General features: G+C 72.0%; 15 protein-coding genes. 9 read left to right on the forward strand and 6 right to left on the reverse strand.

The genetic code is table 11. From position 1 onward, the window contains the following. The 3 genes from ACT3TZ_RS00005 to ACT3TZ_RS00015 all read right to left on the reverse strand — a co-directional run. Positions 1 to 513: type I restriction-modification system subunit M N-terminal domain-containing protein (locus ACT3TZ_RS00005; protein ID WP_444581335.1), on the reverse strand; the 513-nt coding region annotated here is incomplete at its 3' end. 95 nt (positions 514 to 608) lie between these two features. After that, complete coding sequence (locus ACT3TZ_RS00010; protein WP_444581336.1) at positions 609 to 1,517, reverse strand: TrmH family RNA methyltransferase; 909 nt, start codon at positions 1,515 to 1,517, stop codon at positions 609 to 611. Between the two features lie 7 nt (positions 1,518 to 1,524). Beyond that, positions 1,525 to 2,316 carry an ABC transporter ATP-binding protein gene (locus ACT3TZ_RS00015; protein ID WP_444581337.1) on the reverse strand — a complete coding sequence of 264 codons (792 nt, stop codon included), beginning with the start codon at positions 2,314 to 2,316 and terminating at the stop codon, positions 1,525 to 1,527. A 122-nt stretch (positions 2,317 to 2,438) separates the two neighbouring features. Here ACT3TZ_RS00015 and ACT3TZ_RS00020 point away from each other — a divergent pair, with 122 nt between their 5' ends. Both ACT3TZ_RS00020 and ACT3TZ_RS00025 read left to right on the forward strand, forming a co-directional pair. Beyond that, complete coding sequence (locus tag ACT3TZ_RS00020) at positions 2,439 to 3,941, forward strand: RNB domain-containing ribonuclease (protein ID WP_444581338.1); 1,503 nt, start codon at positions 2,439 to 2,441, stop codon at positions 3,939 to 3,941. Continuing rightward, a complete protein-coding gene (locus tag ACT3TZ_RS00025; protein ID WP_444581339.1) occupies positions 3,938 to 4,726 on the forward strand; it encodes a hypothetical protein in 789 nt (262 codons plus the stop codon). The genes ACT3TZ_RS00020 and ACT3TZ_RS00025 overlap by 4 nt, the downstream gene beginning before the upstream one ends. A 4-nt stretch (positions 4,727 to 4,730) precedes the next feature. On the opposite strand, the gene glgA is transcribed toward ACT3TZ_RS00025, so the two are convergent. Beyond that, positions 4,731 to 5,933: a glycogen synthase gene (gene glgA, locus ACT3TZ_RS00030; RefSeq protein ID WP_444581340.1), complete on the reverse strand. Its 1,203-nt coding sequence runs from the start codon at positions 5,931 to 5,933 to the stop codon at positions 4,731 to 4,733. A gap of 98 nt (positions 5,934 to 6,031) precedes the next feature. Here glgA and glgC point away from each other — a divergent pair, with 98 nt between their 5' ends. Next, on the forward strand, positions 6,032 to 7,276 hold the full coding sequence (glgC, locus tag ACT3TZ_RS00035; RefSeq protein WP_444581341.1) for a glucose-1-phosphate adenylyltransferase: 1,245 nt from the start codon (positions 6,032 to 6,034) through the stop codon (positions 7,274 to 7,276). Next, the gene (gene serB, locus ACT3TZ_RS00040; protein WP_444581342.1) at positions 7,273 to 7,938 is read left to right on the forward strand and encodes a phosphoserine phosphatase SerB; all 666 of its coding nucleotides are present in this window, start codon (positions 7,273 to 7,275) and stop codon (positions 7,936 to 7,938) included. Before glgC ends, serB begins: the two co-directional genes overlap by 4 nt. Positions 7,939 to 8,001: 63 nt before the next feature. Here the strand turns inward: serB and ACT3TZ_RS00045 are convergent, their stop codons facing one another. Continuing rightward, entirely contained in the window at positions 8,002 to 8,526 is a 525-nt protein-coding gene (locus ACT3TZ_RS00045; RefSeq protein ID WP_444581343.1) for a SixA phosphatase family protein, read from the reverse strand. A 48-nt stretch (positions 8,527 to 8,574) separates the two neighbouring features. Further along, positions 8,575 to 9,300: a 3-oxoacyl-ACP reductase FabG gene (gene fabG, locus ACT3TZ_RS00050; protein ID WP_444581344.1), complete on the reverse strand. Its 726-nt coding sequence runs from the start codon at positions 9,298 to 9,300 to the stop codon at positions 8,575 to 8,577. Between the two features lie 226 nt (positions 9,301 to 9,526). On the opposite strand from fabG, the gene ACT3TZ_RS00055 reads away from it, so the two are divergent. The 5 genes from ACT3TZ_RS00055 to ACT3TZ_RS00075 all read left to right on the forward strand — a co-directional run bounded on the left by ACT3TZ_RS00055 (position 9,527) and on the right by ACT3TZ_RS00075 (position 14,294). Next, entirely contained in the window at positions 9,527 to 11,449 is a 1,923-nt protein-coding gene (locus tag ACT3TZ_RS00055) for a hypothetical protein (protein WP_444581345.1), read from the forward strand. Positions 11,450 to 11,676: 227 nt separating this feature from the next. After that, entirely contained in the window at positions 11,677 to 11,994 is a 318-nt protein-coding gene (locus tag ACT3TZ_RS00060; RefSeq protein WP_444581346.1) for a hypothetical protein, read from the forward strand. Next, on the forward strand, positions 11,994 to 12,503 hold the full coding sequence (locus ACT3TZ_RS00065; protein WP_444581347.1) for a DUF3099 domain-containing protein: 510 nt from the start codon (positions 11,994 to 11,996) through the stop codon (positions 12,501 to 12,503). The genes ACT3TZ_RS00060 and ACT3TZ_RS00065 overlap by 1 nt, the downstream gene beginning before the upstream one ends. After that, a complete protein-coding gene (locus ACT3TZ_RS00070) occupies positions 12,500 to 13,513 on the forward strand; it encodes an SURF1 family cytochrome oxidase biogenesis protein (protein ID WP_444581348.1) in 1,014 nt (337 codons plus the stop codon). Before ACT3TZ_RS00065 ends, ACT3TZ_RS00070 begins: the two co-directional genes overlap by 4 nt. 4 nt (positions 13,514 to 13,517) lie before the next feature. Continuing rightward, complete coding sequence (locus ACT3TZ_RS00075; protein ID WP_444581349.1) at positions 13,518 to 14,294, forward strand: glycerophosphodiester phosphodiesterase family protein; 777 nt, start codon at positions 13,518 to 13,520, stop codon at positions 14,292 to 14,294. The last annotated feature ends 35 nt before the right edge of the window (positions 14,295 to 14,329 follow it).

Raw genomic sequence — 14,329 nt, forward strand, 5'->3', positions numbered from 1 at the left:
CAGCGGCAGGTCACCGATCGCGTCGAGCAGCTTCACCAGCTTCTGATTGCGCTTGGCGACCGTCGAACCCAACTTGTTGCTGTTGACATCCAGATCATCGAACAGACCCTTGATGTCGTCCTCACTGTCCGTACCCAGCGCCGACGCCTCGATGTTCTTGAAGACCCGCTCGAGCGTCTCGTTGAGATTCTCGTCGCCCGCGGCACGATCGCGCACATTGGCGAACAAGTCGGACGGCAGGATATAGAACCCCTTCTCCGCGACAACCTCGTCGCGAGCGAACTCCGCGTCAGAATCCGCCGCCAGCCGGTAGTCAAACGACACCTCGCCCGCATCGTGCTCGTTCTTGTTGAGGTACGCCGTGAGGTTCTCAGAAATGAACCGGTAGAAGAGCATTCCCAGCACGTAGGACTTGAAGTCCCACCCATCGACGCTGCCGCGCAGGTCATTGGCGATGCGCCAGATCGTCTTGTGCAACTCTGCTCGCTGCGCCTCTTTGGTCGTCGGTGCCATAGGTCTGTCTCCTCCGCGCCACTGCGCAATCACGGTGTTGGGTGGTTTGCTCTCACGATATCGGGCACGACTGACACTCGGGATTCCAGCCATCATCACCTCGTCGCGTAGAACGCCACGGCGGCGGCTGCCGTCACGTTCAACGAGTCGACTCCGCCCATCATCGGGATCGTGACCCGGCGATCGAGTAGAGCATCAGTTTCCCGCGTGATGCCGTGGCCTTCGGTGCCGAACACGAGAGCGAGCTTCTCGTGATCCTCGGCCACCAGCTCGTCGAGGGTGATCGCGCCTTCCCCCAACGTCATGCCGGCCAGGACATAGCCAGCCGCCTTGAGCTCCGCAATGCCCTTTGTCCAATCGGGGATCCGTGTCCACGGCACTTGGAAGACCGTGCCCATCGAGACCCGTACCGAGCGCCGGTACAGCGGGTCAGCGCAGGTCGGAGACACCAGCACCGCATCGAGGCCCAAGGCGGCTGCATTACGGAAGGCGCTGCCGACGTTGGTATGGTCAACGAGCCCCTCCAGCACCGCGATCCGACTGCGTCTGCGAGGCTCGGCGGCGGGTTCCGGATGGGCTAGTTTGGGACCACACACGTTCGTGTGGTCCACCAGGTCCTCGAGGATCGCGATCCGCGCCCGCCCCTCGCGCTGCGCCCCTCGCAGCACGTCCTCGACCCCCGGCAGCACCGGGCGCTGCATCGCGGCGAGGGCCCCCCGGTGCAGGTGGAAGCCGGTGAGCTCCTGCAGCAGCGACTCCTCCCCCACGAACACCGGCACCTCGGGGTGCGCGGAGAACAGCGGGGAGAAGCGCTCCAGCCAGGTCTCGCTCATGAGGAACGAGCGCGGGGCGCAGCCGGCCTCGAGGGCACGTTCGATGACGTTGTAGCTCTCGGCCATGAACAGGCCGCGCTCGGGCTCGATCCGGGAGCGGAGGCGGACGTCGGTCATCCGCAGGTAGTCGTCGAGGCGCGGGTCGTCCGTCGAGGTGATGCGCTGGATCACCGGAGGGTCAGTCCAGGTGCACGGCGTGCGCGGTGAACCGCTCCCCCTGCTGCTCGACGACGAGCGGCAGGCCGAAGGTGCGGGTGAGGTTGCGGGAGGTCAGCGTCTCGCCGATGGGGCCGGCGGCCACGACCTTCCCGGCGCGCAGCAGCAGGGCGTGGGTGTAGCCCGGAGGGATCTCCTCGACATGATGGGTCACGAGCACCGTGACAGGGGTGTCGGGGTCCTTGGCCAGCAGCGACAGGGACCGCACCAGCTCCTCGCGGCCGCCGAGGTCCAGCCCGGAGGCGGGCTCGTCCAGCAGCAGCAGCTCGGGGTCGGTCATCAGCGCCCGCGCGGACAGCACGCGCTTGCGCTCGCCGGTGGACAGGGTCGCGAAGGCCCGGTCGGCCAGCTGCTCGACGCCGAAGGCCGCCAGCAGGTCCCGGGCGCGCCCGGTGTCGAGGTCGTCGTAGGTCTCGCGCCAGCGGCCGATGATCCCGTACCCGGCGGTCACCACGACGTCCAGCGCGGTCTCCTCACCGGGGATCGTCTCGGCGAGCTCCTGGCTGGCGAGGCCGATCAGCGGGCGCAGCTCGAACACGTCTGTGCGGCCCAGACGGTACCCGAGCAGGTCCACGGTCCCTGAGGTGGGGTGCAGACGCGCCGAGAGCAGACGGATGGTGGTCGACTTGCCGGCGCCGTTGGGGCCCAGCACCACCCAGCGCTCGCCCTCGTCGATCGTGAGGTCCACGTGATCCAGGAGGTGGCGTCCACCGCGGCGGACGACGACATCGTGCAGGGCTGCGGCGTGGGGCATGTCCCGAGCCTATCCCGAGCACACCCGCGGACGGCGTCGGCCGACACGCCGCGGGACGTCAGGGCCCAGCCCTACACTGGCCGCGACCGCGCCACCCGTCCCCGCACCGCTGGAGGTCCCCCGTGCCGTTGCATCATGTCTCGCTGCAGCCGGCCCACGGCGCGGTCGCCGTCGAGACGCTGCGGGCGCGGATCGACCGGCTCGTCGAGCGGGCCGCCGTCCCCGACGCGTTCCCCGCCGAGGTGCTCGCGGCCGCCGATGCGGCCGTGGCGGCGGTGGCCGGGAACCTCACGGGTGCCGACCGCAGCGACCGCACGGACGTCGAGTTCGTGACGCTGGACCCGCCGAGCTCCACAGACCTCGACCAGGCGATGCACCTGCGCCGCACCGAGGAGGGCTTCCGCGTGCTCTACGCGATCGCCGACGTGCCCCTGTTCGTCCCGGTCGACGGCGTGATCGATGCGGAGGCGCGCCGTCGCGGCCAGACGGTCTACCTCCCGGATCGCCGCATCCCCCTGCACCCGGTCGCGATCTCCGAGGCCGAGGGATCGATCCTCCCGGACCAGGACACCCCCGCCTTCGTGTGGACGCTCGACCTGGACGCCCGGGGCGCCGTCACGGCGGTCGCGCTCGAACGCGCCGTGGTGCGCTCCCGCGCCAAGCTCGCCTACGACGCCGTCCAGCAGGAGCTCGACGCCGGCGCCGGGCACCCGCAGATGCTGCTGCTCCAGGAGCTCGGGACGCTGCGCCGCGAGCAGGAGGCGCTGCGAGACGGAGCGAGCCTGAACCTTCCCGAGCAGGAGGTGGTCGCCGACGGCGACACCCTGCGCCTGAGCTGGCGCGCGCCCCTGCCGATCGAGGAGGCCAACGCCCAGATCTTCCTCATGACCGGCATGGCGGCCGCCCGCGTCATGCTCGACGGCGGCGCGGGGATCCTGCGGACCCTGCCCCCGGCCGACGAGCGGGCGATCGAGCGCTTCCGCGTCCAGGCGCGGGCGCTCGGCGCCCCGTGGCCCGAGGACCAGCACTACGGGGCGTTCCTGCGCACCCTGGACCCGGCCGACCCCCGCCACCTCGCGCTCCTGAACCGGGCCTCCTCCCTGTTCCGGGGTGCGGACTACCTGGCCTTCACGACACCCGGTGAGATCCCCGCGGAGGTCCACGAATACGCCCAGGCGGCGATCGGGGCACCATACGCGCACACCACCGCGCCCCTGCGGCGCCTCGTCGACCGCTTCGTGCTGCTGGTCTGCCACGCGCACCTCGGCGGCACGGGACTGCCCGATCCGCTGCGGGCGGCCCTGCCGCTGGTCCCGGCGCTCATGCGGGAGACCGGCACGCGCGGGTCGCGGCTCGAGCGGGACGCGATCGACCTCGTGGAGGCCTCGGCGCTCGCCGCCTTCGCCGGGCGTGACCTCGAGGGCACCGTGATCGACCGGCGGGAGGCCAGCGAGACCACCGACCAGAAGACGTCCTCGCCTGCACGGGCCCTGGTCCAGCTGCAGGATCCCCCCGTCACGGCCTGGGCGCGGAGCACCGCGGAGGCCGGCAGCGTGATCCGCGTGCGCGTCGCCGCCGCCGACCCCCAGCACCCGAGCATCACCCTCGAGGAGATCCCGGCGTGACCCTCCCGCCCGTCCCCGCACCGGACCTCCTCCCGCTGCCGCGCGCCCTGGCCCTGTCGCTGTGGGCATCGAGCTACCTGCGCGGGGACTGCGGCCCGGACGATGCGGTCCTCGGCGCGCACGGCCACGGTCATCGCCACGTCGAGCACGCAGGTCAGGACCTCTTCGACTGGATGACCTCGGTGCGGAGGCTGCCGCTGCCGGCACTGCGCCCCGCCCTGCCCACCCCCGGTCGGATCGCGGGTCTCCCCGGCCCGCCGGCGGCCGTGACCGCGGCCCTCGAGGCGGGACAGGCCGTCGTGGTGACCGCCGCGGGCCTGGCCGAGCAGACCCTCGTCCCGGCCACCGAGGTGATCGGCTCCGAGGGCGCCGAGGGGATCGTCGTCCGCTGGGACGTCATCGCGGGAACCGGTCGCTCGGTGGCGCCGCCGGGCGGCTCCGGAGCACGTGAGGCGTTCCTCCAGGCGCTGCGGCGCGCGGCTCGGGGCACCACCCGCCTGGACCTCGTGCCCGACGAACCCCTCGCGGCCTCGTCCCTGCCCGCCTCGTGGACGGCGATCGAGGCGCCGCGCCATCTCGACCGCTCCGCGGCGCACCTGCTGGTGCTGAGCGCCCGCACCCTCGTGCTCACCGAGGCGGAGCTCGCCGCGGACGCCCTGGACGGTCCCCGCACCGGGGCGCTCGGGGTCCAGACCCTCGCCGCCCGCACGGCCCTCCTGCGCGAGCTGCACGACGCGGCGCGGGACGCCCTCGTGGACGTCACCGCGCTCGCATCGACGGTCTGAGGGATCAGTCCCCGAAACGGCGACCGCCCAGGACCGTCGCGTACACCTCGAGGGTGCGCCCGGCGATCGAGGCCCACGAGAAGTGCTCGGCGGCGCGGACCCGTGAGGCACGGCCCATCTCCGCAGCGCGCTCGGGATCCGAGACCATCCTCGTCAACGTCGCCGCGAGGTCGGCCACGAACGCCTCGGGGTGCACCGGGGTGCCCGTGCCGTCCTCGACCTGCTCGAGCGGCACGAGATAGCCCGTGACACCGTCCTCGACGACCTCGGGGATACCGCCCGTGGCGCTCGCGACCACGGGGATCCCGCAGGCCATCGCCTCGAGGTTCACGATCCCCAGCGGCTCGTAGATGCTCGGGCACACGAAGGTCGTCGCGTGGGTGAGGATCTGCGCGAGCTCGTGGCGCGGCAGCATCTCGGAGATGAGGTGGACGCCGTCGCGGCTCCTCTGCAGGTCGGTGACGAGTCCGTCGACCTCGGCGGCGATCTCGGGGGTGTCCGGGGCGCCCGCGCACAGCACCACCTGCACGCCCTCGGGCAGCTCCCGCACGGCCCGCAGGAAGTACGGCAGGCCCTTCTGCCGGGTGATGCGCCCGACGAACACGACGGTGGGCGCGTCGGGATCGATCCCGAAGCGCTCGAGGACATCGGTCCCCTCGGTGGGACGCCACTTCTCCACGTCGATGCCGTTGTGGACGACGTGCACCGTGTCGGGGTCGACCGTGGGGTAGGCCCGCAGGATGTCGGCGCGCATCCCGGCCGAGACGGCGATCACCCCGGCGGCGTTCTCGTACGCGGTGCGCTCGGCGAAGGAGCTCAGGCGGTAGCCCCCGCCGAGCTGCTCGGCCTTCCACGGTCGCAGCGGCTCGAGGGAGTGGGCGGACAGCACGTGCGGGATCCCGTGCAGGAGGGAGGCGGCGGTCCCCGCGAAGTTCGCATACCAGGTGTGGGAGTGGACCAGATCGGCGCCGGCGCAGTCCGACGCGATCGCGAGGTCCGTGCCCAGGGTCTGCAGCGCGGGATTCGCGCCGTCGAGCTCGGCGGGCGTCGGGTAGGCGGTGACGTCGGCCTCGTCCCGTGGGGCGCCGAAGCATCTGACCTGCACCTCGATGTGCCGGCGCAGCACGGCGGTGAGCTCCGCGACGTGCACGCCCGCGCCTCCGTAGACGGCGGGCGGGTACTCCTTGGTGAGCAGGTCGACGCGCATGGGGGTCCTCTCGGGGCTCGTCCGGCACCCGTGCGAGCCGAGCGGCACGACGGTGGACCGATGTGTGATCTGTCTTACGGAGGCATTATCCTCGCATCATGCCAACCACGAAGGTCCTCGCCATCGTCCTCGCCGGTGGCGAGGGAAAGCGGCTGATGCCGCTCACGCTCGACCGCGCCAAGCCCGCGGTCCCGTTCGGCGGCATCTACCGCCTCATCGACTTCGCGCTGTCGAACATCGTGAACTCCGGGTATCTCCGGATCGTGGTGCTCACGCAGTACAAGTCGCACTCCCTGGACAAGCACATCGCCCAGACCTGGCGCATGAGCTCCCTCCTGGGCAACTATGTCGCCCCCGTCCCCGCGCAGCAGCGCATGGGCAAGCACTGGTACCGCGGCAGCGCTGACGCGATCTACCAGTCCCTCAACCTCATCGAGGAGGAGCGCCCCGACTACGTCGTCGTGGTGGGTGCGGACCACGTGTACCGCATGGACTTCTCGCAGATGCTCGACGCCCACATCGCCTCCGGCAAGGCCTGCACGGTCGCCGCGATCCGTCAGCCCCTGGACCAGTCGGACCAGTTCGGCGTCATCGAGACCGTTCCGGACGATCCGGAGTCGATCGCCCGCTTCGTGGAGAAGCCCACCTCGACCCCGGGCCTGGCCGACGCCCCCGACCAGATCCTCGCGTCCATGGGCAACTACGTCTTCACGGCCGACGCCCTCGTCGACGCCGTCACCAAGGACGCCGCGGACCCGGACTCCGTGCACGACATGGGCGGGAACATCGTGCCGTTCTTCGTGGACCAGAGCAGCGCCGGCGTCTACGACTTCATCCGCAACGACGTCCCGGGCTCGGCGGACCGCGACCGCGACTACTGGCGGGACGTCGGCACGCTCGACTCCTTCTACGACGCGCACATGGACCTCATCTCGATCCATCCGGTGTTCAACCTCTACAACGGCGACTGGCCCGTGTACGCCGGGATCCGCAACGTGCCGCCGGCGAAGTTCGTGCACGCGGGACCGGGCCGCATCGGATCCGCGGTGGACTCGATCGTCTCGCCCGGGGTGGTCGTCTCGGGGGCGCAGATCTCCAACTCCGTGCTCTCCCCCGGCGTGAACCTGCACTCCTGGTCGAACATCTCCGACTCCGTGCTCATGGACAACGTCTCGGTGGGACGGCACTGCCAGATCCATCGCGCGATCATCGACAAGGGCGTCATCGTGCCGCCGCGCACGCAGATCGGCCTGGACCCGGATGCGGACCGCGCCCGCGGCTTCACCGTCACCGAGTCGGGGATCACCGTGATCGGCAAGCGCACCCTGGTCGAGCGGGCGTGAGCGGCGCCGCCGAGACCGCGGTCGGGATCCTCGTCTCGGACGTCGACTCGACGTTCCTGTCCCAGGAGGTCATCGAGCTCGTCGCCGAGCACGCCGGGACGCGGGCCGAGGTCGAGGAGGTCACGACCCGTGCCATGCGCGGGGAGCTGGACTTCGAGGAGTCCCTGCGCGCCCGCGTCGCGACGCTCGCGGGTCTCCCCGCGAGCGTGCTGGCCGAGGTCGCCGGCGAGCTCGTGCCCAACCCGGGTGCCGTGGAGCTCGTCGCGAGGGCCCGCGCGGCGGGCTGGCGCACGGCGCTGGTCTCGGGCGGGTTCCACGAGGTCATCGACGCCCTGGCCGCAGAGGCCGGCATCGACCATGTGCTCGCCAACCGCTTCGCGGTGCGCGAGGGCCGGCTCACCGGGGAGGTCTCCGGGCCGGTGATCGACAGGGCGGCGAAGGCGCAGGCCCTGCGGGACCTCGCCGCGCGGTACGGGGTGCCGCTGGCACGGACCATCGGGATCGGCGACGGCGCCAACGACCTGGACCTCATCCGCACCGCCGGCGTCGGGGTCGCCTACCGCGCCAAGCCGGTGCTGCGGGAGGCCGCGGACGTCGTGCTGGAGGGTCCGAGCCTGCTGGATGTCTGGCCCGTCGTCGAGCGGCTGTCCCTGCTGCGCTGAGCTCCCGGGAAGACCGCTCGGCACCGCCCGTCGCGAGGACGTGCGGCACCGGGCGGGACCGGTTCAGCCGCGGACGATGGTCTTCAGCGCAAGGGAGTCCTCGGAGAGATCGGACCATCCCGGCAGCACCCCGGAGAGGACGCACAGGGCCCCGGTGGGCACGCCGATCCGCGCCTGGGCGAGCGCCCCGGAGTCGGAGTCGTCGCCCGCCAGCACGTGCCCCAGGGTGGAGATGGTGGGTTCGTGGCCCACCACCAGCACCACCTGATGCTTGGGCTTGACCCCGCGGACGAGGTCGACGACCTCACCGGGACCGCCCTCGTAGATCGCGTCGTCGACCGTGACCTTGCCGTCGAAATCGGGGAACTGCGCCACCACGGCGTCCCAGGTCTCCCGGGTGCGGGCCGACGGGGAGACGAGCACCCGCGTGGGCACCACCCCCTGGGAGGCGAGGTAGTCGCCGATCAGCCGCGCCTGGGAGACGCCGCGATGCGTCAGATCCCGATCGATGTCCTGCTCGCTCGTGGACTCGGCCTTGCCGTGCCGCATGAGGAGCAGGATGCGACTGTCGGGGTCGGAGGATGCCATGGGTGTGTCGTCACGCCTTCGTGTCTCGGAGGTCTGGAGTGAGGGTCCTCAGTGTCCCATGCCCAGGCCGCCGTCGACCGGGATGACGGCGCCGGAGACATAGGCGGCGTCGTCGCCTGCGAGGAACGCCACGACGCGCGCCACCTCGGACGGGTCCGCGAACCGGCCGGCGGGGATCGCTGCGCGGTACTTGGCCTGCAGGTCCTCGGGGAGATGGGAGGTCATGTCCGTGTCGATGTAGCCGGGGGCCACGACGTTGGCCGTGATCCCGCGGCTGCCGAGCTCGCGCGTCACGGACCGTGCGATCCCCACCAGTCCCGACTTCGAGGCCGCGTAGTTGACCTGGCCGGGTGAGCCGTACAGCCCGACCACGGAGCTGATGAGCACGATCCGGCCCTTCTTCTTGCGCATCATGCCCTTGATGGCGCGGCGCACGGTGCGGAAGGTCCCCGTGAGGTTGGTGTCCACGACGTTCTCGAAGGACTCGTCGCTCATGCGCAGCAGGAGCTGGTCATCGGTGATGCCGGCGTTGGCCACGAGCACCTCGACGGGTCCGTGGGCCTTCTCGATCTCGGCGAAGGCCGCGTCGAGCGAGGCGCCGTCGGTGATGTCGGCCGCGACGGTGAGCGCGCCGTCGGGGCCTCCCGTGCCCGAGCGGCTCGTCACCGCCACCGTGTCCCCGCGGCGGACGAACTCCTCCGCGATCGCGCGGCCGATGCCGCGGTTGCCGCCGGTCACGAGGACGCTGCGGGGGTCAGAGGTGGGGACGGACATGCGGGATCTCCTCGGTGTGGACGGTCTCGGGCACTGCTGGGCACTGCGGGGGCACTGCTGGGCTGATCTGCTGGTCGACGCCTGCTCGATACCCGTTCGGCGGTGCCCGTTCACATCCCGACCCCCGGCGGGGCACGAGGGCGCGGGCACGCAGTGTGTTCTACGATACGGTGCGGGAACCGTCGACCACGAGAGCATCACGAGAGCACTGGGGAGTACCGACACCATGGCCTATCGCTTCAACCCTCCGCCGAACTGGCCGCTCGACGAACCGGGCTGGACGCCGCCTCCCGGCTGGCAGCCGGATCCCTCGTGGGGACCCGCGCCCGACGGGTGGAACTTCTGGGTCGACGAGGCCGCGGAACAGGCCTCCTCCGCCCCGGCTCCGACCGCTGCCGCCGACGATGCCACGCGCGTGGTGTCCACGGACGAGAGCCCCCTGCAGGACAGCACCCACGTCGCCTCGACGGGCGATGTCCCCGTCGACGACGCCACGCGCGTCGGGCACACCGACGAGAGCGCGCTCGACGATCCGACCCACGTCGCGTCCACGGACGAGACGCCGCTGGGCGCGCAGGGGCACGATGAGCTCGACGCCACGCGGGTCGTCGGCACCCAGGAGAACAGCCCGTCGACCCACGACGCCGCCCCCGCGCCGACCTACGGGGCCGACCCCGAGGCGCCCGCCGCCCCGGAGGCTCCCCGCGGGACCCATCGCGTCGACCATCCTCCGGTGGCCGCAGCGGGCGACCTCGGCACCCCTGTCGACGGCTCCGTGTCCCCGGACGTCCCCGCGACGCAGCAGGACGTCGCGCCGGAGGGCGTGCCGACCGGGCCCTCCGCGGACGATTCGACCCAGGCCCCCTCGGCCACCGGAGCGCCCGCGGGCCAGGACTCCGCCTCGATCCCCGAGGTGTCCGAGCAACGCGTCGCTCCGGCCCTCGGAGACCCGGCACTTGACGCCGCGGGGGCGTCATCCGTCGGGGACCACGAGCGGTCCGCGAGCCCGGACAGCACGCAGCCCTATGCCGTCGACGGCCAGGACCCGGGCACCGGCCAGCCTGTCCCCGACGCCCACGGCCACGCCTCCGCCGACATCGCGCCTGCCCAGCCGGGATACGGCCAGGCCTCGCCCGACGGCTACGGTCAGGGCAGTGCCGACGCCCAGCCCGTCTACGGTCAGACGTCGCCCGACGGCCATGGACAGCCCGCGGCTGGCGCGCAGGCCGCACCGGCGGCCTACGGCCAGGTCTCTCCCAACACCTACGGGCAGTCTTCGCCCAACGGCTACGGCCAGGCCTCGCCCAATGGGTACGGGCAGCCCTCCGCCAACAGCTACGCACAGGCGTCCCCGAACGGGTACGGCCAGCCCTCCGCCAACAGCGGTGATGCCGCTGCCGCCTACGGCACGGGCAGTGCCGACACCGCGTGGCAGACCGGCGGCAACGGCCCCCAGGGTCCCAAGAAGGGCATCGTCGCCCGGTTCTGGTGGGTCGGGTGCATCGTCCTGTTCCTCGTGGTCGCCCTGATCATCGGGATCGGCGCGGTGATCCTCCTCAACACCGGAGGCGACACCGAGGGGCGACAGACCGACCCCGCGACCACGTCGAGCTCACCGGAGGAGGGCACCACCGCCTCGGGAGGCACGCCCACCGAGTCGAGCCCGACGGAGGAGGAGACCACCGAGGAGGGCACCCTGTCCCCGGTCACCCCGACCATCGACCCCAACGCGCTGACGCAGCCCTTCGTGTCCCGGGACGGCAAGGGCTCGTTCCAGGTCGAGCTGAAGTGGGTCCCGTCCGATCAGATCCCGAGCGCCTATCGGGACGGCCAGTCGATCGAGGCCCCGGACTCGGGGATCCCGGAGTACCTCGTGGCCGTCGTCCACGTGAAGGTCGACGAGGGTGAGCTCTCCGCGAACCCGAACAGCTTCAACGTCCTGACCCCGTACGGCGGGGAGATCGGATACTCCTCGCGGACGTACAGCATCAAGGACGGCGGCACGATCGACAACGAGCGGGGCTTCACCTTCACCGCCGGTGACGACTACACCTACATGATGGTGTACGACCTCCCCCGCAACCCCGGTCTGAAGTTCCGGTACGCGGACTACAGCGGCAACTCGCTGGTTTGGGACGTGCCTGCGTGACCAAGACGTTCAATCCGCCACCCCGCTGGCCGGAACCGCCCCGCCCGGGGTGGGTCCCGCCGGAGGGGTGGCGGCCTGATCGTTCCTGGGGCGAGGTGCCGTCCGGCTGGCGTCTGTGGACCCGCCCCCCGCTGCCCGACGACGACTCCGCCCCGCTCGCGGAGTCCGAGGACATTCCGGCCAGCGGGGTCGGGACCCTCACAGCGCCCCCCGAGTACCCTGTCTCGGTGACTCTCCCCGGCGTCGTCTCCGTGCTCCCCGCGCCCGCCGACGACCATCACGGCTTCGGTGCCCCGCGGGTGCGGCGTGCCCGTCCCCGGCTGCGGCAGGCGCTGACCATCCTCGCCGCGGTGCTCGGCCTCGCCATCGCCGCCGTGACCGTCCTCGCGTTCCTCTGGATCATCGACTTCGCGCACACCGACCTCACCAGCTCCCTCTCGACCGTCTCGATCCTGTCCGGCTCCGCGCCCGAGGGCGGGTCCCTCCTGCCGAGCGCCACCCAGGCGCCCGCCCCTCCATCGCTCCTGATCGAGGCGCTCGCCTGATGCCCGAGATCGGCCCGGGTCGGTACAGCGCTCGGGCGCCGGAGACCACCGGGGTCCCCCGTGCGCGCAGCGAGGACATCGCGCGTCGCAAGCGCATGTACGTGATCCAGATGTCGATCCGCATGGTCTGCGTGATCTCCCTTCCCTTCCTCCCGGGCACGGGATGGAAGATCGCGGCGCTGGTCGGAGCCGTCGTCCTGCCCTACGTCGCAGTGCTGATGGCCAACGACCAGCGCGAGGCCCCCGAGGCAGCGGCCATGTTCGATCACGACGACGCCCCGGCGGAGCTCACCGCGACGGCGAGCGGGCCCCCTGCGGGCGCGCACCATCGCGTGCTCCGCGTCGACGAGGACGGCTCGGTGCACGACGAGGACGACGACGGCGACGAGGACGACCAGATTGTCGAGGTCGACCAGGACGGCCAGAGCGACGCGGGGACCACTGCCGACGGCGACGGCGACGACTCCCCCGCAGGTGGGCTGCGCGACGGCACCGGGCGGTTCCCGTGACTCCCGCGCCCGAGCGGTCCGTGCGCTCGATCCTGCTGACCCGCGAGTGGGCGCTCGCGGCAGGGCTCGTGGTCCTCGCGATGATCGCCTGCGCGCTCCTGGGCTGGTGGCAGTTCACGCGGTACGAGGGACGCTCCGAGCGCAAGGCGCTCATCGAGACCAACTACTCGGCACCGGCGGTGCCCCTCACCGATGTCCTGGCGACCCCGTCCACGGACCTCCCGGCCCAGGACGGGTACAGGACCGTCCGGCTGACCGGCGAGTACTGCACGGACCCCGGCTGCGTGCTGTACGTCCGCAACCGTCCGCTGAACGGCACCGTCGGCTTCTTCCAGCTGGTGCCGTTCCGCACCGACGAGGGCACCGTCCTGGTCGTCCGCGGCTGGGTCCAGACCCAGGAGGCCGCCAGCGTCCCCGACGATCCTCCCGCCCCGCCGTCGGGGCCCGAGACCATCGTCGTGCGGATGCACCCCGACGAGCCGATGCTGGCCGATCGCCGCAACCCGCCGGGCCAGATCCAGTCGATCGCACCGGAGGTGGTCGCCGGCCTGGTGCCCGGCCTGGACCGGCTGCACACCGGTGCCTACGGCGAGCTGGTCTCGGAGTCGTCGCCCTCGACGGGTCAGCTCCTGCCCTTGGAGAAGCCCGACACCGGTCTGGGGCCGCACCTGTCCTACGCCTTCCAGTGGTGGGCCTTCGGCGTGTTCTTCCCCGTGGCGTGGGTCGTGCGCGCCCGACGCGCCGTGCTGGACGCCCGCGCCCTGGATGCCGACGTCGCCGCGGCAGGACCGCCCGACCCCACGGCACAGGACTCCCTCGACACCGCCGCCGGACAGGGATCGGACGCGAAGCCTGCTGGGGCCGCCTCGCCGGCCCCGTCCCGCCGGAGCGCGATCACCCGGCGCCGACCCCCGACGTCGGCGACCGGCACGCGGCGTCGCCGCGGCCGAGACGAGAACGAGGAGGACGAGCTCCTCGACGCGCCGCCTCCCCCGACGCGGGTACCGTGACGCCGTGAGTCCTGCGACCCAGTCCCGCTTCCTGCCCGGCCCCCTCCCGCGGATCATCGCGCACCGGGGGCTGGCCCTCGACGGTGCCGAGAACACCCTGCGGGCCTTCGCCGATGCCCTCGCTGTCGGCGCCGACATGCTCGAGACCGACACCTGGGCCTCGAGCGACGGCACGGCCTTCGCGGTCCACGACCCCGACCTGCGCCGCGTGGCAGGATCCGATCTGCGCGTCGATGCGATGAGCGCCCGGGTGCTCTCCGGGGTGCGTGTGGCCGGGGAGCCGCTGGCCCGCCTCGAGGACGTCCTCGGCGACTTCCCGGACGTCCCCGTCAACATCGACGTCAAGGACCGGCGCGCGGTCGAGCCCGCCGCGGACGCGATCGCCAGGACGTCCAGCGCCCACCGCGTGTGCCTCACGAGCTTCGACGGGAGGACCGCCGCCGCGGCGGCGCGCGCCGTCACGCACCGCACCGGCTTCACGCCCGTGCGCAGTCCCTCCACCGGCGTGCTCGCCGCACTCCTGGCGCTGCTCGCGACCGGGGCCTCCCCCCGGCTCACGACGCCCCTGCTGCGTCCCTACGGGGCCGTGCAGGTGCCACGGCGACACCGCGGGATCCCGGTGCTCACCCCCCGGCTGATCAGCGCCGCCCACCACGCGGGCTGCGAGGTCCACGTGTGGACGATCGACCGGCCCCAGGAGATGCGAGAGGTCCTCGCCCAGGGCGTGGATGGTATCGTGACCAACCGCTCGGATCTGCTCGTCGAGGTGCTCGCGCGCTGAGCCGCGACCCGCCCGTGGCGTCGCGATCCGTCATC

Origin of the sequence: Brachybacterium sp. AOP25-B2-12 (assembly GCF_052378625.1) — a bacterium.
Taxonomy (GTDB): Bacteria; Actinomycetota; Actinomycetes; order Actinomycetales; family Dermabacteraceae; genus Brachybacterium.